A 19,820-nucleotide genomic window follows, 5' to 3' on the forward strand; every position below is an offset into this window, starting at 1 on the left:
CTCGATTTTTTTATATAGTATAGAAACCCGACAGGTTTTAAAAACCTGTCGGGTTTGATTTTTAAATAATCTTTTAAAAGCATAATTCCACCGAATCGCATGAGGGATAGAAGTGGAAATCCTTTTTGTTTTTTCTTTAAAAACAAAAAGATTGAAACGGATAGCCCGACCCGCCTTTTTCGGCGGGACATGCCCATAAAAAAACCTTAGTCTTTATTGAAAACTAAGGTTTGTGTTTTATTTTGATTGTGGAGTTACTTGCGAAGATTTCTCCTTACGTCGAAATGACAAAAATGCCGTCAACATTGATGACTACATCATATCAATATATCGGTCGTGATATCCTAAAAGATATAAAACTCCATCAAGCCCTAAACTTGAGATTGAGGTTGAAGCACTTTCTTTTACTTTTGGTTTGGCGTGGAAAGCAATTCCCAGACCAGCCAGGTTCAACATTGGTAAATCATTTGCACCATCACCAACAGCAATGGTTTGGTTGATATGAATTCCTTCTTTATCGGCAATAGCTTTTAGTAATTCCGCTTTCTTTTGTCCGTCTACGATATCACCTAAATATTTCCCCGTCAGTTTACCATCTTTAATCTCTAATCGATTGGCGTGTACATAATCGATTCCCAGTTCTTTTTGAAGATAGTCTCCAAAATAGGTAAAACCTCCTGAAAGAATTGCGGTTTTATAACCATAATATTTTAAGGCTTTCATCAATCGATGTGCACCTTGTGTTATAGGTAAATTGATTGCAACGTTTTGCAAAACTTCTTCACTTAATCCTTCCAGCAAAGCCATACGTTGTTTGAAACTTTCGTTGAAATCTATTTCTCCATTCATGGCAGATTCTGTGATAGCACGTACTTGCGGGCCAACTCCGTTTAATTCTGCCAGTTCATCAATAACTTCGGTTTGAATTAAAGTTGAATCCATATCGAAGCACACTAAACGGCGGTTTCTTCTGTAAATATTGTCTTCCTGAAAAGAAATGTCTACGTTTAAGGTTCTGGAAATTTCCATAAAACTTGCCGTCATGGCAATTTTATCGACAATATCTCCTGTTAGTGATAATTGTATACAAGATCTTGGATATTCTTCTTTTTCTACAACAGAAGTTCTACCGGTTAATCTTATGATAGAAACGATGTTTAAATTTTGATCAGACAAAAGTTTTGCTACTGCAGCCAATTGTGAAGCAGCCAATTTTTCGCCTAAAATATTAATGATATAACGCTGCTTGGATTGTGTTTTTACCCAATTTTCGTAATCTTCAAGAGAAATTGGAATAAATTTTACTTTAACTTCCAATTCATAAGCTTTAAACAGCAAGTCTTTCAAAACCGGCCCCGAGGTAGAACCCGCTTCAATCTCGAACAAAATTCCTAAAGAAAGTGTGTCATGAATATCGGCTTGCCCAATATCCAGAATAATAGCATCATAAGCCGCTAACACCGCTGTTAAACCAGCGGTAACTCCTGGTTTATCATGTCCTGAAACTTTTAATAAAATAATTTCTTTATTCTCTATTGCCATTTTATCTGAATTGATTTTATGAAGCGACAAAAATCGACAATCTCTTGGTGATAAAAAAGAATAACAGTTGTTTTTTTACAGCAAAAAAGCACATCATTATGTGCTTTTCTGAGTAATTTAACAATTATGTTCCGCTATTAGAATAACGTAACTTTTTCGTTTATGCACCTGGCTGATTCTCATCGAAGTTCACCATCCAGTTGATACCAAATTTATCTGTGAACATTCCAAAATAAGCCCCCCAAAATGTTTTATTCATTGGCATAAAAGCGTTTCCACCTTCTGAAAGTCCATTGAAAATTCGATCTGCTTCTTCTGTGCTTTCTACATTAACCGAAACAGAAAAGTTTCCTCCAAATTTCACATCACCGGATTGTTCGCTGCTATCACTTCCCATTAAAATAGTATTTCCAATTGGTAGTGAAACGTGCATAATACGATTGGCATCTTTTTCTGAAACTTCAGTACAGCCACCATCTTCAGCAGCAGGCATGTCTTTAAATTTTCCGATATATGGAAATTCCCCTCCAAATACGGATTTGTAATGTAGAAATGCCTCTTCGCAATTTCCATTAAAAACTAAATAAGGATTTACTGTTGTCATGATTTCTTGTTTTTTTGTTGTTATTTTTTGCTTTTTATTGTTCTGAAAGTTCTTTTACCTTCTCCAATCCGTTTGGAAAAGTTTCTTTATAGTAATCTAGATATTTCTCCACTACATCTATCTGAGCAATCAAAGAAGTAAATTCCTCTTCCGGAATTAAACGATAGGTCTCCATTGCACCTGTCCAATTTTTTGTTTCTTCATTAAGAGGCAGTTCTTTAAAGTCTTTTATTTCGCCTATATGTTTAAAGGCCATATATTCGTTTGGCGTTTTGGTTTCGATTACACTATACATTCCTTCTCCATTTGGAGACATAAAATGTATTTTATCACCTTCGTTCCAGTCGGTTATGGTATGTGAACCTTCGCAAAAAACACTTGTCCATTTTTTATACGTTTCATCATCCCATAAAACATTCCAAACTTTCTCAGCTGGTGCTTTAATCTTGATTGTAAATTCTAAAGTTTCCATAATTAAGATAATTTACTAAAATCCATAAATAGTACATTCCAACGATGACCATCCAAATCTGAAAAGCCAAAACCATACATCCATCCCTGACTTTCTGCAGGAGGGCTAAAAATTTCACCACCGGCATGTTGTACTTTTTTTGCCAGTTCATCAACTTCTTCTTTACTCTCGGCATCTATAGAAATCAAAACTTCAGAACTTTGCTTAGTGTCTGTTAAACTGTTTTGAGAGAAACTTGTAAAAAGTGAATCCTCAAAAAGCATAACTACAAAATGCCCCTCACCAACTACCATGCATGTCGAACTTGGCGTATCGTGTTGCTCATTAAACGAAAAACCAATTTCCCAGAAAAATTTTTTCGCTTTTGCAACATCTTTAACCGGTAGATTCAACCAGATTTGTTTTGTCATTGTTTGATATTTTTTGTTAGAAAATTATTTAAACTATAATTAAATGATAGACACTAATCTATATAGTCTCTATTTTTAATCTTTGAATCTTCGCTACTTAGAGCTTAAAAGCTAATTGCTTTCTGTATAATTCTTAAAACTGTCAAGAATAGCCTGCCAGCCACCTCTTTGCATTTCTTCCGGATTTTGTGTTTCGGGATCAAAACTTTCTATTACTTCTACTCCATTTGGTGTTTCGGTAAAACTAATTTCAACCTTTCTTCCGTCACCCATTACATACTCGATAGCTTCATTTGTTTTGACCAAAGTATATTCTCCTTCAAAATCAAAACTCATGCTTCCGTCTTTGGCAGCCATTGTCGATTTAAATTTTCCTCCTTCTCTTAAATCATTTTCAGAATATGGTGTATGCCATTCCGGAGAGGCCGAACACCATTTTGAAATATGTTCCGGAGAGTTCCAAAAATTCCACACTTTGTCTACAGATGCCTTTATTGTACTTTTTACTGTTATCATTATATATTAATTTTAGTTTTAAATTATTTATTTTAATTTTCTCTTAAATACTCTCAACATATTTCTTAAAATTATCGATTACAGCCTGACACCACATTTGTTGCATACTTACAACATCTGTCGCATTAGGTTCAAAAACTTCTGTAATTTTCACTTGATCCCCATCAATCTCAAAATAAACACTTCCTGTCCTGTTGTCTAGCAGTTTATATTCGATCAATGAGAATTTTTCTACTTTAGTATATACTCCTTCAAAGTCAAAACCGGCACTATTATCTTTTGCTGCCATTTCATATCGGAACTTGCCATCTACTTTCAAATCATTCTCTGCAAAGGGAGTATGCCAAGTGTCAAAAGCATAATTCCAATTTTGTATGTGTTTGGGCGTAATCCAAAGTTCCCATACTTTTTCTACAGCTGCATTAATTGTATTTTGGACTGTTATCATTTTTGCTCCTTTAAAATAATTACATCTGAGCCGGTATCTTACTTTCATCCATAAAGAAAAGTTCCCAATGGTGTCCATCTAAATCAAGAAATGACCTTTGGTACATCCAGCCATAATCCTGCGCTTTCATATAATCTGTTGCACCGGCTTTAAGCGCTTTCTCAATCAATGTATCAACCTGCTCACGAGTTTCTACCGAAATAGAAATAATAACTTCACCAGTTGTAGTCGTATCACAAATTTGCTTACTGGTAAATGTTTTGTAGAACTCTTCAAGCAAAAGCATTACATTTATATTTTCTCCTATTACCAAACAAGTTGCTTTGTCATCAGTAAATTTTTGATTAAACGAAAAACCTAACTGAGTAAAAAAAGCAATTGAACGATTTAAATCTTTTACGGCAAGATTTAAGAATATCTTTGTTTTCATGTTTATAAAATTACGAATTAATCAAAACAAATTTAAAATATTACCATTATCTAAATGATACATTAAAAGTCAACTTTAGGGGCATTTAAGACATTTTTCATACTTTTGTAAGGAAGTTATTTTACAAAAAAGCAAAAATCATGACTAAAAAAGTAGCCTTAATTGTTCCGCACGATTATAAATTGTTAAGTATAGCAGCGATTTTAGAAGTTTTTGAAACTGCCAACAAACTGAGTAAAGAGAAAGAGAAACCTTTTGAAATTACGATTTTTCAATTGGCCGAACAAATCAGTCAGGATCGCTTATTTGGATATGAAACCAACTCTATTGAAGGATCTGACGAAATATCAGAATTAATTTTAATTCCTGCTTTTACGACAGACAATATGAGCGAAATGATTGCAAAGAATAAAAATTTTATTCCGTGGCTGCAAAAACAACATCAGGCTGGAGCAGAACTGGCAAGTTTTTGTACCGGAGCATTTTTGTTTGCCGCATCAGGTCTGCTAAATGAAAAATTAGCAACTACACATGTTGATGCCTGCAGTGCTTTTACAAAGGCTTTTCCGATGGTTAAATTAAAACCAGAGGAAACTCTAACGGCCGACGGAAGTTTGTATACCAGCGGCGGCTCTACCTCAACTTTTCATTTACTGATTCTTTTGGTGCAGAAATATTGCGGAAATGAAATTGCGGTGCAAATTGCGAAGATTTTCTCAATCGATTTAAACCGATATAAACAGAGTTATTTTAGCACTTTCAGACCTAATCATTTGCATAATGATACTTTGGTTGCGATGCTGCAGCAAAAAATCGAAAGCCAATATCATAGTATAGAAAAACTGGAAGAAATCACTAAAGATATCCCAACCAGTACCAGAAACATGACACGCCGTTTTAAACAAGTTACCGGAATTCCTCCCATAGAATATCTTCAAAATATTAGGGTTGAAAGCTCAAAGAAATATTTGGAACAAACACAACTTTCGATTTCAGAAATAATTGAAAAAACAGGATATAATGATCCTAAAGCTTTTAGAAAAGTATTTTATAAAATGGTCGGAATGAAACCTATTGAATATCGTGAGAAGTTTAGAGTACAATAAAAACATTTAATCTCTTTTTTCCTATATTTACTTAAACTATTCTAAACCATTATAATAAATGAAAAAAATTATTTCTATTTGTTTACTTACATTTACTTTATTTAGCTGTAACTCAGATGAAATTATAAATGGATTCGATTTTGATACGTCTTTAAACATAAGTATCACTGGTTCAAATGGTCACGACTTACTAGATCCCATTAATTCTGATGCCTTTGATCAAAGTAAAATAAAAATACTTTACTTAGTCGGCGGTAAATTAATTCAAAAGCCCAATGGTACTGATTATCCTGGTAATTTTTTAATTTACAAACAAGATAATCGTACAATCATGAGAATTTTCCTAAACGATTCTGAAGACGAAAAATATCCGGAAACCTATATTCAGTGGGATGAGAATCATACTGACATCATAAAAATTGAATTCAACAGAACGAAGAACGCTGTCTCTAAAAAAACAATTTGGTTTAATAATGAATTAAAAACTGATATAGTTCCTTATTTAAAAATTGTCAAATAATTTTTATCGTATTTTATTACATAAAAAAAACACCTAACAAATATTATGTCAGGTGTTTTTTTTTTTATTTAATTCACAAAATTTATTAAGAAGCAATTTCCATTCGCTTCAATAAGTTTTTGCTTAAAGTATGTTCTGCATAATCTTTATCGATTGATAAAACTTTATCGTCTGAACTTGGTAGTTCATACATTGCATCTGTTAAGATTGCTTCGCATAACGAACGTAATCCACGTGCACCTAATTTGTATTCTAATGCCTTGTCAACAATAAAATCTAATGCTTCATCAGTAATACTAAATTCAACCTCATCCATTAAGAATAATTTCTGATATTGTTTTACTAATGCATTTTTTGGTTGTGTCAAAATTGCACGCAATGTTTCTCTATCTAAAGGATCCATGTGTGTCAAAACTGGTAAACGACCAATAATCTCCGGAATCAAACCAAAATCTTTAATATCTTTTGGAATAATATATTGCAATAAATTGTCTTTATCGATATTATCTACATTTTTTGAAGTAGAATATCCAACAGCCTGACGGTTTAAACGTTTCGAAATAATACGTTCAACTCCATCAAAAGCTCCTCCGGCGATAAACAGGATGTTTTGAGTATTTACCTCAACAAATTTCTGATCCGGGTGTTTACGTCCTCCTTTTGGCGGTACGTTTACAACTGTTCCTTCTAATAATTTCAATAATGCCTGTTGAACTCCCTCACCAGAAACGTCACGTGTTATGGATGGATTATCGCTCTTACGGGCAATTTTATCAATTTCGTCAATAAATACGATTCCTCTTTCAGCTTTGGTTACATCATAATCAGCTGCTTGTAGCAAACGTGTCAAAATACTTTCAACATCTTCTCCTACATAACCTGCTTCTGTAAGTACAGTTGCATCAACAATAGCCAAAGGAACGTCTAACATTTTTGCAATAGTTTTTGCTACTAATGTTTTTCCTGTTCCGGTTTGACCCACCATGATGATGTTACTTTTTTCAATCTCTACCTCATCATCTAATTGCTGTTGCATTAAACGTTTGTAGTGATTGTAAACTGCAACCGACATTACTTTTTTTGTCTGATCTTGTCCAATAACATATTGATCTAAGAAAGCTCTAATTTCTTTTGGTTTCTTTAAAATTAAATCACCAACAAGTTTTGCGCTTCCGCTTGATTTTAATTCTTCTAATACAATTCCGTGTGCCTGTTCAATACACTTATCACAGATATGTGCATTAATACCCGCAATTAATAAATTAGTTTCTGGCTTTTTTCTTCCACAAAACGAACATTCTAATACTACTTTTGCCATTCTTTATTTAAGTTACTAAGCTGCAAAGATACTAAGTTTCTAAGCTTTTTAATTAAAACTTTAAAACTTAACTCCTTACAGCTTAATCTTTTTATTTTTTTGTTTCAAGTTTCAGGTTTCATGTTCCAAGTTGCTTGATAAACTTGAAACATGAAACCTGAAACAAACTTTAACTTTAAGAATTATCCTCTTCTTAATACTTCGTCAATCATTCCGTATTCTTTTGCTTCATCTGCAATCATCCAGTAATCACGCTCACTGTCTTTGTGCACTTTGTCAAAAGTTTGTCCTGAATGTTGTGAAATGATATTGTATAATTCATCTTTCAATTTCAACATTTCACGTAAGTTGATTTCCATATCTGTTGCAACTCCCTGTGCTCCTCCAGATGGCTGGTGAATCATTACTCTTGAATGTGGTAAAGCCGAACGTTTTCCTGCTGCTCCTGCACATAATAAAACTGCTCCCATAGAAGCTGCCATTCCTGTACAAATTGTAGCAACATCTGGCTTAATGTATTGCATGGTATCATAAATTCCTAATCCTGCATAAACACTTCCTCCCGGAGAGTTTAAGTAAATCTGAATATCTTTTGATGCATCAGCACTTTCTAAGAATAATAACTGAGCCTGAACGATATTAGCGATTTGGTCATCGATACCAGTTCCTAAGAAAATAATTCTGTCCATCATTAATCTTGAAAATACGTCTAATTGAGAAATATTCAACTGACGCTCCTCGATAATATATGGAGTCATATTAGTTGGATTCATTGCTGCTATGATTTTGTCATAGTACATAGCATTTACTCCTTGGTGCTTTGTAGCAAATTTTTTGAATTCTTTACCGTAGTTCATATGTATCTGTTTTACGTTTATTTGGTGTATATATTTTTATTCTCTTCAAAGGTCATACCTTTTTAAAAAGAATGTCAATTTGTCTTCTTTTTTAAGATACTAAGGTTCTAAGCTGCTAAGATTCTAAGTTTTTTTTAAAACTTAGAAACGTTCACCAACTGAAACCTGAAACAAAAAAAGAACGTCAATAGAAGAAAAACTTCCATTGACGTTCAAATATAATTATTTTTATCTTTCAGTTTCTGTAATAAAATCTTAATTTTTAAAATCAAGTTAATGAAGCCTCCATCTTAACTTTTGACTTTACAACTTTCGACTTTCAGACTAAAATTTATTCTCCGTAAGAAGCTGCAATAAATTCTTCGTAAGTAACCTCTTTAGTTGTTGGGTTTGCTTTTTCTTTGAAAATCTCCAACAATTTAGCTGCTACAACTTGCTCAGAAAGTCTTTTCACTTCTTCCTGGTTAGATAAAACTCTAGCCACGATTCCCTGAACTTCTTCTTCTGTTGGATTTGTTTGTCCAAATTGAGCCATTTGTTGTCTGATAGCACCTGATGTAAACTCTTTCAAGTCTTCAAATGTAATTTGAATATTACTTTGAGCCATTGCTTTTCCTTCGATTAATTGAAAACGTAAACCTTTTTCAGATCTTGCGTATTCAACTTCAGCTTCTTCTGCAGAAAGTTTTTTCTCTCCAACAGTTTGTAACCATTTTTTAAGGAATTCAGAAGGTAAATCAAATTTAGTGTTCTCGATCAAGAAATCCTGAACATCTAATAATAATTTTTGATCTGCTTGCTGCGCGAATTGAGCTTCAGCATCTTCTTTAATTTTAGATTTTAAATCTTCTAAAGAAGCTACTTTTCCTTCACCAAAAAGTTTATCGAATAACTCCTGGTTTAATTCAGCCAATTCAGCACCGTTGATTGCTTCGATTGTAAAGTTTACTTCGATATCTAAACCGTGAACATCATCATGAGCTACTTTTAAGTAATCCATTAATTGGTGATCGTCTTCAAATAAACCTTTTGTGCTTACTGTAACAACATCTCCAACTTTTTTACCGATGAATTTATCACCTGCTTTTTTATTGAAAGTAGATACAGAAATTGTAGTTGTATTGTTGATTCCTTTTTCTTCGTTTGCGAAAGTTCCAGTTAAGTCTGAATCAGCTTCAACTTTATCCTGAGGAATTGCTTTTCCGAATTGTTTTTGGATACGCTCTACTTGTCCGTCGATTAATTTATCATCGGCAGTAACGATGTATTTTACGATATTATTTTTTGCTTCTAAATCAATTTCGAAGTTTGGTACTAAACCAATTTCATATTCGAAAGTTAGTTCTTCTGCATCCCAATCAAAGTTTTCGTTTTCTTTAGCAAGAGGAGTTCCTAAAAGGTTTAATCTTTCAGATTGAACAAAACGCTCTAAAGCCAAATCAACTACTTTTTTAACTTCTTCCTGCTTAATTGCTTTTCCGTATTGTTTTTCAACAAGGTCTTTAGGAACTTGCCCTTTTCTAAAACCTTTAACGGTAGCCAAAGGCATTTTTTCGTTAATTCTTTTTGCTACTTGACCTTTATAATCCATGTGAACAACTGTCATTACAATCGTTTCATTCACTGCATCTATTGCTACTCTTTTAATATCCATCTTCTTCTTTAATTTACATAATAAAATTGGGTCGCAAAATTATAAAATTTTTGCAACCCAACCAAGTTTTTAATCTATTGTATTTGAAGCTGTTTTAATGTGCTTCATTTGTTTTATTTATCGTCTCCCAGTATTTTATAGGTAATGGATTGCAGAATAGACAAAATAACACTAAAAATTAGCGCTGTCCAGAAGGAATCGACTGCAAAGCCTCCTACAATGTTTGTACATAATAAAATAATGATAGCATTGATTACCAGCAAAAACAAACCAAGTGTAATAAATGTAACAGGTAATGTCAACAGAACCAAAATAGGTTTTATAAAAAGATTTAATAATCCTAAAACCACGGCCACAATTACAGCAGTACCAAAACTAGCCACATGAACCCCAGTTAAAAGATTAGATAATAACAAAACCAGAGCCGCAGTAACAAGGAGTCTAAGTAATAATTTCATAGTTTTTAATTTTAAAATTTATTTAAAAGTAATAAAATTTAATAATACAATCCTCTATTTAAAATCCCATCAATTGCTTTTTTTTCGTGTGCAATTAACCTTTCCCTTTTAACATCTTCAATATCATGTCCTACTCCATAGTATTCTATACTGAAAAATTTCAGAATTTCATCAAAAATAAGTTTTACTCTTTCTAAATGATAATCTGAAGTAATGACGATAGCAGAAAGCAAACCATGATCCTCTAATATTTTTTTTGACAGAACTGCATCTTCAACTGTATTACCCGATAAAGCAGGTTCTAAAAAACTTCCTGCATCTACTCCTTTATCCATTAAGTATTTCATTGCATAAGTTGCATGCGGATCAGGACTAGTATTAAAATGTGTTCCAAAACCACCTGTGCAAAGTATATAATGTTCTCTCGGATTAAATATTTTTAAACAATAATTCAATCGATCTTTAGGAGTACTACTCAAATCCCCTGTTTCGGAATTTTTTGCACCCAGTACAATTAAAACTTTCATCTCTTTAAATTTTGCACCACTAAAAGCAATAGTTTTTATATCTGAAATTCTATTCCTTTAAAAATTCTGCTGTAAGTTCAAAAAACATTTTAGGATTTTCGGCATGAAGCCAATGTCCTGCATTTGGAATCGTTTCTAGTTTTAAATTCGGAAAGTGCTTTTTAATAGCATCAATTTCTGAATCCTGAATATATCCTGAATTCCCACCTCTTATAAATAATGTTGGTTTATCAAAAACTAAACCTTCTGCCAATGGTTTTCCAATTGCGTCAAGATTATTATTAAAGGCCTCTAAATTAAATCGGAATGCCAATTGCCCCGGTTCTGCCCAATATAGATTCTTCAGCAAAAACTGACGTGTTCCAAAATCTGAAACATATTGTGATACAATTGCTTCAACATCATTTCTGCTTGGTTTTACAGAGAAATCAACAGCATTTAATCCTGCCAGAATATCCTGATGATGCTGTTTGTAAAACTTAGGACCAATATCAGCAACAATTAATTTATCTACTATTTCGGGATGTGTTGTTGCAAAAAGCATGGCTACTTTTCCTCCCATCGAATGCCCAAGAATATCAATCCTTGTTAATTGATGCTCCTGACAATATTCGAATACATCCTGAACCATGGCCTCGTAACTCCACTCATCTGAATGAAAACTACGCCCATGATTTCTTAAATCTAAAATATGAACCTGGAATCCGGCTTCTACATATTGTCCGGCAAGTGTTTTCCAGTTATCCGACATTCCCAGAAATCCATGCATGATGACAAATGGTTTTCCTTCTCCTTCTATTTTTGAGTATAACATTTAGTATAGGTATTAATAAGTTTTACAAAGATAAAAAAAACTTATCAGGCAAAAAATGCAAGAATACTTCTAATATACTGACTACTACGTTTAGTAAATAAAATTTTACGTTTTTACGGAAACCCGTAAACATCTACGAAATGAATGAACTACCTTCGCCAAAAAATCAAAGCCAAAACTTTTGATTTAACAACTAATTTAAATACCAAGTTATGATTAAAAAATTCCTTTTATTATCGTTAGTTGCTTCGCAACTTATGGTTTCATGTTCAAGCGACGAAAGCGGCGAAGAAACTACTAAACCTGAAAAAGAATTAACTCTTGAGGAGCAAATTGCTAATCTTGTAAAACAACCATACTCAAAATTAACTCCTACTGAACAAAAAGCAAAACTAGAAGTTGAAGCTAACGACATGTTGGTTCAGTTAGACAAATCTAAAAGCTCTAGCGCTATCGAAGCGATTGAAAACTTAAACCGCTTATTAGACATTGCTACTGTTGATATTTTTGGCGGAAAAAATGATAACGAAGTAGAAGATATTTTAAACATCTCTGGTGCTTACGGTATCTATACATGGAATAATACTAAAAAAATCTGGGATAAAACAGCTTCGACTACAGAATTAAAATTTGTTTTCCCTGCTAAAGAATCTCAAACTGCAAATAATGCCATTTTTTCGGCAAAAGGTGTTTCGTCTGATGTAAAAATTAAATATTACGACGGTTATAATGATACTAAAGGCTCAGATGTATATGACAATCTTTTTTTTCCAAGCTCATCTGATGCAACTTTAACAATAGACAATGCTCAGGCAGCTACATTTACTCAAACTGCTAAATATTCATCTAAAAACTCATCTCCAGACGAATTTGCTTACAAGATGACTTTAAATGATGGTTATGTTTGGGAAATGAGTGGTAAAAAAGGTACTGAACCTACTGCTAAAGCTATCCTTACATACAACGGGAAAAACTTAATTGACTTTAATTCAGGAAGCACTGCTAACATTGATGGTTTAATCGAAAATGATGCGTTAATTCAATATAGAGGAAAAGCTAATGGATTAATGAAACTTATGGACAATTTTGTTATTGTTGCCAATATGGATTTAGCAACTGAAGCAACTGACGAAATTGCTCTTGAAAAAACTTTACCAAATTCTGATTACAATACCAAAACATACTATTCAGATATAAACGCAAGTAACCTTAAGTACTCTGAAGGTTCAGTTCTAAACTTCAACAAAAATATGAAGTTAATGTTAGTATCTAAAAAAGACGGAACTAAAATAGCTGATATTGTTCAACGCTCTGCAAAATCAGGATCTTACACTCAGAATGTAAAATGGATTGTTGATACTAAAAACAACAACGGAGGTTATTGGTCTTATGACGCTAATAGTGAAGGCATAGTTATTAATGAATATGAAGAAGTTTTTTACTTAAAATTCAACGATAACACTGAAGCTTCATTTAGCACTTACTTCTCTGTTGGATTCGAAAAATTCGAAGCTAAATTTGAGGATTTCATCAAAGCTTTCAATAAATAATAGCTTTTAAAATATATTTTAAGGCCGATTTGAAGAAATTCAAATCGGCTTTATTTTTTTGGTGGTGTTTTTACAATTATCGTGCTTTGCCCGTATCCTGCCCAAATTCCTATTCCTCCTTTTATATTCGATTTTAAACTTGTATTTGAAGGATAAATTGGATTTCGGCTGTTTACGATTTCGTTCTGCCAGCTGTTCCAGAAATCTAATGCATCTTTGTTTTGTGTTCTTAACTTTACATGAATTAGATCTCCATCTGCAAAATAAGGGGTAAATTTTGTTTTTGGGAACAATAAAATCCCTCTATTTATCTGAACCGAAACCGAAGGAGAACTAAAATTCTGATCATCCAGATTACCATAAAAAGAAGGAACAAAGATGGGTTCTTCGCCATTAATTTTTGTTGCAATCTGATAATAGTTTTTTTCATCAACTTGGTCATCAAATTTTACAAAAACATATCCCGTTGTATCTGTTGGATTCTTTTTGATATACTCAGCACTTTTAAGTGCCACCGATTTTGGAATTGTGGTTGTAGCCTCAACTATACGATTTAAAAACTCTATTTTAAGCGAATACTTTTTTCCGGCTTCTCCTTTTAGTGTGTTTCCAAAATAAACAAACGGCGGTATCCTGTTTTTGTCATTTTTAACACTTAGAACTTCTGAATTTTCTCCATCCGAAATTGTAATTTTTGCCGATCTGATTACATGGTTCAGCACATTAGTCGAATCAATAACATCTGTCACAGGAATACTACTGGATAATAAAACATTGGCATAATCGCCTTCTTCTATCCAGCCTTCAACAACTATTTTAGATTCAATACTTTTTTGCTCACTAAAGTCGTCTTTTGAACAACTCATCATTAATAAACCAAAAAGAAATAGTAGACACTTTTTCATCTTTTAAAATTTAAATCTCCAACTAACAGATGGTAATATTCGATACAGCACTTTCTTTTCCTGAGTTACGACCACTTTACTTTTATCTTCATTTACCTGAATGTTCAAAACAACATAAATCGGGTTTTCGATATTGAAAGCATTATAAATCGAAAAATTTAAAGCACTTTCTTTCTTGGCACTTTTTATAAAATAATAATTTGCCGAAAGATCGGTTCGAATATAATTTGGCATTTGCGCATTATTATATCCTGAATATTCTTTGACCGGATTATTATTAATAAAATACCACGAAGTTGGCATTGTAAATCGATTTCCTGAACTAAATATTTGCGTAACACCAAAACTCCATTTTGGATTTAAGTCATACATTCCCACCACAGAAAGATTATGACGTCTGTCGTATTTGGCAAAATACGTTTTTCCATTATTCAATTCGTCAAAATTCCTGTCAGACCAACTCAGGGTATAACTTACCCAGCCATTAAATCTACCGTTACTTTTGCGAAGCATCATTTCAAATCCATAAGCTTTTCCTTTTCCTACAAGCAAATCATTTTTTAAAGTTGTTACTTCATTAAATTGAGTTATCCCGTACGGGTATTCCAAAAGGTTTTTCATTGAGCGATAAAACCCTCCAAAAGAAGAAGAAAAATTTCTCGTAATATTTTGATTTGAACCTACCGCAAACTCATCCGAAGATTGTGGTTTTATTCCGTTAGTACTTGCGATCCAGAAATCAGTAGGAATTCCAACACTCGAAGTAGTAATCATACTCAAATATTGATACTGTTTATTATATGACGCATAAAATGAATACTTTTCATTTGCAAAATAATTCACAACAGCACGAGGCTGAAAATGCAAATAAGAGTCAGTTCCGGAAGTATAATAATTAATTCGAAGTCCCAATTCTGCCGTTACTTTTTCAAATAATTTTGGTCTTGCAATTGTAAAAATTGCTGCTTCATTGGCGTTAATAATCTGCTGTGAATTATTATTAACCGATGTCAAATTTTCAACATTTACTTTCTGCGGCTGCAAGTTATGGTAAACATATTGCGCTCCTGATTCAAAAGGAATATTTTTGATGAAATATTTTACTGAATTTGTAAATCCAAAATCTTTAATATAAGAAGAAACTTCAAATTGAATGGTTGCCTGATTCATATTCAAATCGTTTGAATACTGGCTAAAATAAACCGAATTTGACATACTGGTTTTAGGAGACAATGTAGTCGTCAGAGTTGGCGAAACCGTGAAGTTACTCCATTTTAAATTGGTTCTTAGCGCTAGATTATCATCTTTAACTTTTAGTTCATCACTACTAACAAAGGCATCAACAGAAAATAAATTATTCTTTGAAAGTTGTGAAATGAAGGCAAAATTACCATCTGAAAAACCATACTTCATGTCCTGAACGTCATTGTTTGATCCCGACTTTAAGATTGGCCCAACAATTTCGTCAATGTACGTTTTCCGTCCTGAAATATAAAAACCTGTTTTATCTGTAACAGGAACAGCCAATGTTAATTGAGAGGCCAGAATCCCCAAATTTCCCTGAATTCCAAATTCAGCAGGGATTTTTTTATTCGGATTTAATAGCGTTGTTGAGCTTAAGCGCCCTCCATATTTTGCATTAGAACTTGATTTATCAAATTCTACATCTTTTATATGATCCGCATTATAAAACGGAAAAATTCCGAGCAAATGTGACATTCCATATATGGGCGTTCCGGCGTACAATATTGCATTATGCCCCGGATCTCCTCCTCGTACATAAAAGTAACCATTTGCATCTCCGGAATTCTGAACTCCGGGAGTTAATTGCAATAATTTGATGATATCGGTAGTTCCTAAAACAGTCGGAACATTACTAAGCTCTTTTAGATTAAAAGAAAGCTTTCCTCCGGATAAATTAGTGATGGCACTTTTCTTCCCATTAGCTATAACAACTTCTTTTAAATGAGAAATGTCTTTTTCTAAAACAATAGAAATTAGAGTGTCTTTTGAGAAATTAAAATTAAAGGCTTTTTTAAGATAGCCTTCTTTATTTATATCAATTTTAATCTTTCCAACCGGAATTTTTTCCAAGAAATTGCCCAGTGTATCCGTTATCACAAAATACTGCTGATTATTGATCTCTAAAGAAATGCTGGTACCTACTAAATTTTCGTGTTCGGCAGATTTTATATTCCCAGTTATTGTTGCCTTAGATTGCGCAAACACATTGGAAAAACAGAATAAAAAAAAGATAAAAATTGATTTTGGCACTTGATATTTAATAAGAAAAGTGCGAAAATAAACAATTATAACCCAATTATATCAGGTTATAATTGTTTAATTACTATTCTTACTTTAATTTATTTAAATACATATTAACCACATTATCCAGACCAAGATAAAGTGCCTCGGCAATTAGGGCATGACCAATTGAAACTTCTAATAAACCAGGAATGTTTTGTTTAAAGAACTGAATATTCTCCAGACTTAAATCATGTCCGGCATTAATACCTAAACCTAATTCATTTGCCAGCTCTGCTGCTTTTACATAAGGATCAATTCCTCTTTCGTTTCCTAAACCATATTGATGTGCAAAAGCCTCAGTATACAATTCAATTCTGTCTGTTCCTGTTTTTTTAGCTCCTTCTATCATTTCTAAAACCGGATCAACAAAAATCGATGTTCTGATTCCATTTCTTTGAAACTCCTGAATAACCTCTGTTAAATACGCCTGATTATTTATCGTATCCCAACCTGCAGAAGAAGTAATAGCGCCAATAGCATCAGGAACCAATGTTACCTGATCTGGCTTGCATTCTAAAACTAAATCAATAAAATTATGCTGCGGATTTCCTTCAATATTATATTCTGTAGTAATAATTGATTTTAAATCCCGCGCATCCTGATAGCGTATATGGCGTTCGTCCGGGCGAGGATGAATCGTGATTCCCTGTCCGCCAAAACGCTGAATATCTACAGCTACTTTCACTAAATCAGGTACATTTCCACCTCGAGCATTTCGAAGCGTTGCAATTTTATTGATATTTACACTTAACTTTGTCATATAAATAGATAATTAATTCTAGTAACACTATATTTGTTACGACAAAAATACAAAGTAAAACGTAGCAGTTTTTGGTATTTTTTGATTATTTTGCATGAAATATCCTCAATTGATTTATGACAGAAATTACAAACTATATCACCAATGATTTCAGAGCAATTGATAGTCAGGAAACGATAGCATCGGTTCAGGACTTTTTTGCCGAAGTTGATTTTTCGCATTTTCCGGTTTTGGAAAACGGAATCTTCATTGGAAGTATCGCTTCTGATGACGTTGAAACTTTTGATACTGATAAAAAAGCAATTGACTACAAATATACACTAGAACGTTTCTTTGCAAGAAAAGAAATGATCTGGCTGGATGTTCTGGAGGTTTTTGCTAAAAATCACACTAATACTGTTCCCATTCTTGATGAAAATAATACCTATGTAGGTTATTATGAAATGGAAGACATTATGAGATTTTTTCAGGAAACTCCATTTTTAAAAGAACAAGGAGGAATTATCATTGTTCAAAAAGGGCTTTTAGACTATTCTATGGCTCAGGTAACTCAAATTATAGAAAGCAACAATGGTAAAATCCTGGGCTGTTTTATATCCGAGGCCGATTTGGAAAATGTTCAGATCACGATAAAAGTCAGCACAGGACCAATGAATGAAATTATCCAGACTTTTAGACGCTACAATTATGAAATTATTTCTGAACATCAGGAAGACTCTTATATCAATAGTTTAAAAGAGCGTTCTGATTATTTAGACAAATATCTCAACATATAAATTATGAATGTGCCAATGAGAAAATTAGTTACTTAGATAATTTTCGAATTTACCAATTATCTAATTGACACATTGACAAATTATCTAATTTAACAAGAATGAAAATAGCCATTTACGGACAATATTATCAAAACAGTACTGAACCTATTATAAAAGACATTTTCTCTTTTCTTACTTCTAATCATGTTGAAATAGTTATTGAAGAGAACTTTCTTCAAATGCTTTATGAAAAACAACTTGTAAAAAAAGATTACAAAACCTTTACTTCCAGCACGATATTAGACAGTAGTTTTGAAATGTTAATTAGTATTGGTGGAGATGGAACCATGCTCCGATCAGCTGCTTTTGTTCGTAATTCCGGCGTTCCTCTTTTGGGCATAAATGCAGGACGATTAGGTTTTTTAGCCAAAGTTCAAAAAGAAAACATTGATAGTTTGTTACAATATGTAATCGATCAAAACTATACCACGTCTGAACGCACTTTACTTGGATTAACTTCCGAACCCAATAATGACGCTTTCAAGGAACTGAATTTTGCAATGAATGAAGTAACTGTCAGCAGAAAAGATACCACTTCGATGATTACGGTTGAAACATATCTTAACAATGAATATTTAAATTCTTATTGGGCAGACGGACTAATCATTTCGACACCTACAGGATCAACAGGGTATTCTTTAAGCTGTGGTGGCCCATTATTAACACCCGATGTAAAAAGCCTGGTAATCACCCCTATTGCACCACATAATTTAACCACAAGACCATTGGTTATTCCGGATGATACCGAAATCACATTACGTGTCTCAGGTAGAGAAGATCAATATTTAGTTTCATTAGACTCCAGAATTTCATCAGTAAAAAACGAATCTATTTTAAAGATAAAAAAAACAGATTACAAAATAAAAATGGTTGAGATTCCGGGCGAAACTTTCCTTAAAACTTTAAGGAACAAATTACTATGGGGTGAAGACAAAAGAAATTAAGTCTTTTTCTGACGACTCACTATACGATAATGCTACTTTTTCTCGTTCTGCATGTATCGAATCCTTATTAAATGGCTCAAAATCACATTGTAAATTGAAAAAAAAGCACATTTAACTAAAGCAACGTTGATTCGTATCGATAATTATTATATTTGCACGCAATTTCGAATTAAATGAAGAAAATTTTTAATTTATTGTTATGTTTTTTCCCCTTTATTACACTACAGGCTCAAATCAATGAGATTGGTGTTTTTCTAGGCGGAAGCAACTTTGTAGGTGATGTAGGAAGTACTACTTATATCGCTCCCGAAAAACTAGCTTTTGGTGTTCTGTACAAGTGGAACAAAAGTCCCCGACATTCGTATCGTTTTTCTTATACACAATCAACTGTGATAGGAAATGACAAAAAATCAGATGAAACAGGAAGAAGTAACAGAGGTTACAGATTTGAAAATAATGTAAAAGAATTTTCTGCTGGCCTGGAATTTAATTTTTTCGATTTCAATCTTCATGATTATCATCCAAAAATTACACCTTACGTATATTCGGGTTTAAGCTTTTTTCTCTACGATGGCTTATATCGCTATAACACCAACCCAAATAATATATATAGCGTGAATTCAAATTCATTTGCAATTCCAATGACACTAGGTATAAAATCGAATGTAACACCACATTTTATTTTAGCAGCAGAAGTTGGTGCACGTTATACTTTTACAGATAATATTGATGGCAGTAATCCGAATACCAGCAATGCTAATATTTTAAAATTCGGAAATTTAAATAATAATGACTGGTATGTGTTTTCTGGTATTACTTTAACGTATACCTTTGGACAAAAACCTTGCTATTGCGCAGAATAA

The 19,820-nt window shown here is 32.9% G+C and carries 22 protein-coding genes; 6 read left to right on the top strand and 16 right to left on the bottom strand.

Translation table 11 applies throughout. From position 1 onward, the window contains the following. Window positions 1-312: 312 nt before the first annotated feature. The 7 genes from serB to OLM51_RS19535 all read right to left on the bottom strand — a co-directional run bounded on the left by serB (window position 313) and on the right by OLM51_RS19535 (window position 4,422). The gene (gene serB / locus OLM51_RS19505; RefSeq protein ID WP_264552240.1) at window positions 313-1,542 is read right to left on the bottom strand and encodes a phosphoserine phosphatase SerB; all 1,230 of its coding nucleotides are present in this window, start codon (window positions 1,540-1,542) and stop codon (window positions 313-315) included. 160 nt (window positions 1,543-1,702) lie between these two features. Beyond that, entirely contained in the window at window positions 1,703-2,146 is a 444-nt protein-coding gene (locus OLM51_RS19510; protein WP_264552241.1) for a VOC family protein, read from the bottom strand. A 34-nt stretch (window positions 2,147-2,180) separates the two neighbouring features. Next, the gene (locus tag OLM51_RS19515) at window positions 2,181-2,618 is read right to left on the bottom strand and encodes an SRPBCC domain-containing protein (protein WP_264552242.1); all 438 of its coding nucleotides are present in this window, start codon (window positions 2,616-2,618) and stop codon (window positions 2,181-2,183) included. Between the two features lie 2 nt (window positions 2,619-2,620). Then, window positions 2,621-3,028, bottom strand: coding sequence for a VOC family protein (locus OLM51_RS19520; RefSeq protein ID WP_264552243.1), 408 nt, complete (start codon window positions 3,026-3,028; stop codon window positions 2,621-2,623). Window positions 3,029-3,139: 111 nt separating this feature from the next. Continuing rightward, complete coding sequence (locus OLM51_RS19525; RefSeq protein WP_264552244.1) at window positions 3,140-3,544, bottom strand: SRPBCC family protein; 405 nt, start codon at window positions 3,542-3,544, stop codon at window positions 3,140-3,142. A 43-nt stretch (window positions 3,545-3,587) separates the two neighbouring features. Next, window positions 3,588-3,992 (bottom strand): SRPBCC domain-containing protein, encoded by a 405-nt coding sequence (locus tag OLM51_RS19530; protein WP_264552245.1) that lies wholly within the window; start codon window positions 3,990-3,992, stop codon window positions 3,588-3,590. Between the two features lie 19 nt (window positions 3,993-4,011). Further along, window positions 4,012-4,422, bottom strand: coding sequence for a VOC family protein (locus OLM51_RS19535; RefSeq protein ID WP_264552246.1), 411 nt, complete (start codon window positions 4,420-4,422; stop codon window positions 4,012-4,014). A gap of 140 nt (window positions 4,423-4,562) precedes the next feature. Between OLM51_RS19535 and OLM51_RS19540 the strand changes: the two genes are divergently transcribed. Beyond that, entirely contained in the window at window positions 4,563-5,528 is a 966-nt protein-coding gene (locus OLM51_RS19540) for a GlxA family transcriptional regulator (RefSeq protein WP_264552247.1), read from the top strand. A 58-nt stretch (window positions 5,529-5,586) separates the two neighbouring features. Beyond that, window positions 5,587-6,048 (top strand): hypothetical protein, encoded by a 462-nt coding sequence (locus OLM51_RS19545; protein ID WP_264552248.1) that lies wholly within the window; start codon window positions 5,587-5,589, stop codon window positions 6,046-6,048. An 85-nt stretch (window positions 6,049-6,133) separates the two neighbouring features. On the opposite strand, the gene clpX is transcribed toward OLM51_RS19545, so the two are convergent. The 6 genes from clpX to OLM51_RS19575 form a co-directional block, all read right to left on the bottom strand. Continuing rightward, a complete protein-coding gene (gene clpX / locus OLM51_RS19550) occupies window positions 6,134-7,366 on the bottom strand; it encodes an ATP-dependent Clp protease ATP-binding subunit ClpX (RefSeq protein WP_264552249.1) in 1,233 nt (410 codons plus the stop codon). Window positions 7,367-7,548: 182 nt separating this feature from the next. Continuing rightward, window positions 7,549-8,223, bottom strand: a complete 675-nt coding sequence (gene clpP / locus OLM51_RS19555) for an ATP-dependent Clp endopeptidase proteolytic subunit ClpP (RefSeq protein ID WP_089054473.1) — start codon at window positions 8,221-8,223, stop codon at window positions 7,549-7,551. A gap of 331 nt (window positions 8,224-8,554) precedes the next feature. Then, window positions 8,555-9,877: a trigger factor gene (locus OLM51_RS19560; protein WP_264552250.1), complete on the bottom strand. Its 1,323-nt coding sequence runs from the start codon at window positions 9,875-9,877 to the stop codon at window positions 8,555-8,557. Window positions 9,878-9,990: 113 nt separating this feature from the next. After that, window positions 9,991-10,335 (bottom strand): phage holin family protein, encoded by a 345-nt coding sequence (locus OLM51_RS19565; RefSeq protein ID WP_213254623.1) that lies wholly within the window; start codon window positions 10,333-10,335, stop codon window positions 9,991-9,993. Between the two features lie 38 nt (window positions 10,336-10,373). Continuing rightward, the gene (locus OLM51_RS19570) at window positions 10,374-10,862 is read right to left on the bottom strand and encodes a YdcF family protein (protein WP_264552251.1); all 489 of its coding nucleotides are present in this window, start codon (window positions 10,860-10,862) and stop codon (window positions 10,374-10,376) included. Between the two features lie 49 nt (window positions 10,863-10,911). Beyond that, on the bottom strand, window positions 10,912-11,676 hold the full coding sequence (locus OLM51_RS19575) for an alpha/beta fold hydrolase (protein WP_264552252.1): 765 nt from the start codon (window positions 11,674-11,676) through the stop codon (window positions 10,912-10,914). 212 nt (window positions 11,677-11,888) lie between these two features. Here OLM51_RS19575 and OLM51_RS19580 point away from each other — a divergent pair, with 212 nt between their 5' ends. Beyond that, window positions 11,889-13,226: a hypothetical protein gene (locus OLM51_RS19580; RefSeq protein WP_264552253.1), complete on the top strand. Its 1,338-nt coding sequence runs from the start codon at window positions 11,889-11,891 to the stop codon at window positions 13,224-13,226. Between the two features lie 50 nt (window positions 13,227-13,276). Here the strand turns inward: OLM51_RS19580 and OLM51_RS19585 are convergent, their stop codons facing one another. From OLM51_RS19585 to OLM51_RS19595, 3 genes are all read right to left on the bottom strand, one after another. Then, window positions 13,277-14,131 carry a DUF4249 domain-containing protein gene (locus tag OLM51_RS19585; RefSeq protein WP_264552254.1) on the bottom strand — a complete coding sequence of 285 codons (855 nt, stop codon included), beginning with the start codon at window positions 14,129-14,131 and terminating at the stop codon, window positions 13,277-13,279. A gap of 3 nt (window positions 14,132-14,134) precedes the next feature. Beyond that, a complete protein-coding gene (locus OLM51_RS19590) occupies window positions 14,135-16,252 on the bottom strand; it encodes a TonB-dependent receptor plug domain-containing protein (protein ID WP_264552255.1) in 2,118 nt (705 codons plus the stop codon). 232 nt (window positions 16,253-16,484) lie between these two features. Then, a complete protein-coding gene (locus OLM51_RS19595; protein WP_264552256.1) occupies window positions 16,485-17,198 on the bottom strand; it encodes a pyridoxine 5'-phosphate synthase in 714 nt (237 codons plus the stop codon). A gap of 116 nt (window positions 17,199-17,314) precedes the next feature. Between OLM51_RS19595 and OLM51_RS19600 the strand changes: the two genes are divergently transcribed. The 3 genes from OLM51_RS19600 (at window position 17,315) to OLM51_RS19610 (ending at window position 19,820) form a co-directional block, all read left to right on the top strand. Then, window positions 17,315-17,974, top strand: coding sequence for a CBS domain-containing protein (locus tag OLM51_RS19600; protein ID WP_264552257.1), 660 nt, complete (start codon window positions 17,315-17,317; stop codon window positions 17,972-17,974). 98 nt (window positions 17,975-18,072) lie between these two features. Further along, window positions 18,073-18,957 carry an NAD kinase gene (locus tag OLM51_RS19605; RefSeq protein WP_264552258.1) on the top strand — a complete coding sequence of 295 codons (885 nt, stop codon included), beginning with the start codon at window positions 18,073-18,075 and terminating at the stop codon, window positions 18,955-18,957. 173 nt (window positions 18,958-19,130) lie between these two features. Next, entirely contained in the window at window positions 19,131-19,820 is a 690-nt protein-coding gene (locus OLM51_RS19610) for a DUF6089 family protein (RefSeq protein ID WP_264552259.1), read from the top strand.

It is taken from the genome of Flavobacterium sp. N2038, assembly GCF_025947185.1.
Classification (GTDB): Bacteria; Bacteroidota; Bacteroidia; order Flavobacteriales; family Flavobacteriaceae; genus Flavobacterium.

Coding starts and splice junctions, on each gene's coding strand:
- serB (WP_264552240.1), bottom strand. CDS start 1,542: ATGGCAATAGAGAATAAAGAAATTATTTTATTAAAAGTTTCAGGACAT.
- OLM51_RS19510 (WP_264552241.1), bottom strand. CDS start 2,146: ATGACAACAGTAAATCCTTATTTAGTTTTTAATGGAAATTGCGAAGAG.
- OLM51_RS19515 (WP_264552242.1), bottom strand. CDS start 2,618: ATGGAAACTTTAGAATTTACAATCAAGATTAAAGCACCAGCTGAGAAA.
- OLM51_RS19520 (WP_264552243.1), bottom strand. CDS start 3,028: ATGACAAAACAAATCTGGTTGAATCTACCGGTTAAAGATGTTGCAAAA.
- OLM51_RS19525 (WP_264552244.1), bottom strand. CDS start 3,544: ATGATAACAGTAAAAAGTACAATAAAGGCATCTGTAGACAAAGTGTGG.
- OLM51_RS19530 (WP_264552245.1), bottom strand. CDS start 3,992: ATGATAACAGTCCAAAATACAATTAATGCAGCTGTAGAAAAAGTATGG.
- OLM51_RS19535 (WP_264552246.1), bottom strand. CDS start 4,422: ATGAAAACAAAGATATTCTTAAATCTTGCCGTAAAAGATTTAAATCGT.
- OLM51_RS19540 (WP_264552247.1), top strand. CDS start 4,563: ATGACTAAAAAAGTAGCCTTAATTGTTCCGCACGATTATAAATTGTTA.
- OLM51_RS19545 (WP_264552248.1), top strand. CDS start 5,587: ATGAAAAAAATTATTTCTATTTGTTTACTTACATTTACTTTATTTAGC.
- clpX (WP_264552249.1), bottom strand. CDS start 7,366: ATGGCAAAAGTAGTATTAGAATGTTCGTTTTGTGGAAGAAAAAAGCCA.
- clpP (WP_089054473.1), bottom strand. CDS start 8,223: ATGAACTACGGTAAAGAATTCAAAAAATTTGCTACAAAGCACCAAGGA.
- OLM51_RS19560 (WP_264552250.1), bottom strand. CDS start 9,877: ATGGATATTAAAAGAGTAGCAATAGATGCAGTGAATGAAACGATTGTA.
- OLM51_RS19565 (WP_213254623.1), bottom strand. CDS start 10,335: ATGAAATTATTACTTAGACTCCTTGTTACTGCGGCTCTGGTTTTGTTA.
- OLM51_RS19570 (WP_264552251.1), bottom strand. CDS start 10,862: ATGAAAGTTTTAATTGTACTGGGTGCAAAAAATTCCGAAACAGGGGAT.
- OLM51_RS19575 (WP_264552252.1), bottom strand. CDS start 11,676: ATGTTATACTCAAAAATAGAAGGAGAAGGAAAACCATTTGTCATCATG.
- OLM51_RS19580 (WP_264552253.1), top strand. CDS start 11,889: ATGATTAAAAAATTCCTTTTATTATCGTTAGTTGCTTCGCAACTTATG.
- OLM51_RS19585 (WP_264552254.1), bottom strand. CDS start 14,131: ATGAAAAAGTGTCTACTATTTCTTTTTGGTTTATTAATGATGAGTTGT.
- OLM51_RS19595 (WP_264552256.1), bottom strand. CDS start 17,198: ATGACAAAGTTAAGTGTAAATATCAATAAAATTGCAACGCTTCGAAAT.
- OLM51_RS19600 (WP_264552257.1), top strand. CDS start 17,315: ATGACAGAAATTACAAACTATATCACCAATGATTTCAGAGCAATTGAT.
- OLM51_RS19605 (WP_264552258.1), top strand. CDS start 18,073: ATGAAAATAGCCATTTACGGACAATATTATCAAAACAGTACTGAACCT.
- OLM51_RS19610 (WP_264552259.1), top strand. CDS start 19,131: ATGAAGAAAATTTTTAATTTATTGTTATGTTTTTTCCCCTTTATTACA.